The organism is Agrobacterium larrymoorei (assembly GCF_013322225.1).
GTDB lineage: Bacteria > Pseudomonadota > Alphaproteobacteria > Rhizobiales > Rhizobiaceae > Agrobacterium > Agrobacterium larrymoorei_A.
In genome coordinates this window covers 1-1,131 of the sequence record NZ_JAAMFB010000053.1, presented here as the reverse complement: position 1 = coordinate 1,131, position 1,131 = coordinate 1, and the positions used below count along the sequence as shown (strand labels likewise).

Annotated in this window: 1 protein-coding gene; it reads right to left on the bottom strand. The window is 58.7% G+C overall.

What is annotated here, in order from left to right:
• The coding region (locus tag G6L28_RS22695) for an IS110 family transposase (RefSeq protein ID WP_174066482.1) at positions 1-915 on the bottom strand (915 nt) is incomplete at its 3' end.
• Between the last annotated feature and the right edge of the window lie 216 nt (positions 916-1,131).

Sequence of the window (1,131 nt, the reverse complement as noted above, 5' to 3'; positions counted from 1 at the left end):
TCTGAGCCTTGCGTTGATGGTTATGATGATTTTGCGCATGGTTGCTGCGATTGCGACGATGGGTGGTTTTCCGTTTTCGATGAGGCGTTTGTAGAAAGGGGCAAACTGCCCCTTTCCCTGCGCTGCGCACATTGCTGGCATGAACAGTGCAGTTTTGACTTGAGGTCTTCCGCCGCGCTGCCTTCTGCGACCTTTAGTGTTTCCGCTTTCGCTTGGATGCGGAGCGGTTCCTGCAAGGGCTGCGGCCTGACGGCGATGCAGGGAGCCGAGTTCCGGCATCTGTGCGATAATGCTTGCCGCGCTGATTGTGCCGACACCGCTCACTGTTGTGCAAATCCGGATGCGCCGGGCAAGATTGACGCTTCTAGCTACGAGCGCGTCGATCTGGCTGTCGAGCTTGTCTATCTGCCGCTTGATGGCGGCGAGTATGGCTTTGAACGAAGCAGCCACAGCCTTGGCGCCGGGCGCTCCCGCCCTGTTCTGCTCGGCGACCTTGAATGCCACAAGATCGGCTCTGCGCCGCACCAGCGCCTGCAATTCAACCTCATCGGGATCGGGCGCGTGCCATAACGCCAGTCTTGTCCAGCGCTCATAGCCATAGGCGACCATGTGTGTCGCATCGATGGCGTCGCTTTTGCCCAGGGTTCCAAGCGAACGAATATAGGCTTTGAGCTTCATCACATCGGCACGGTGACAGGCGATGCCCGCCTTGAGGCATGCGTCCAGAAGCATGAGCTCAAAGCCACCGGTCTGCTCGCAGATGACGAAGTCGGGCTGCATCGCCTTGAGCAGCTTCAGGATGCCGCAGCGATCATTGGCGAAGGTGACGACGCGTTTGCCATCACTGGCGACAAGATTGTCCTTGGCGACATCGACACCGAGGCAACGAAGGGGTGGTGTGTGCAAAAAGTCCATGGGTCTGCTATCCTTTGCAGGCTTTGGATTGTTTGCGGGCGTGACAAGCAGCGGCCCAATCAACTCTCCAAGCGGTGAAGCAAAGGCGGCAGGGAACCTTGATGACGTGGGGTGTTGTCCCAATCCTCGGACGGTCGCCTGTCGCCGGGACTGCGGGCTGTGAAGGGCCCGCAGTCCCGCACCGACAATAACCTCAGAACAACAAACAATCCTCGG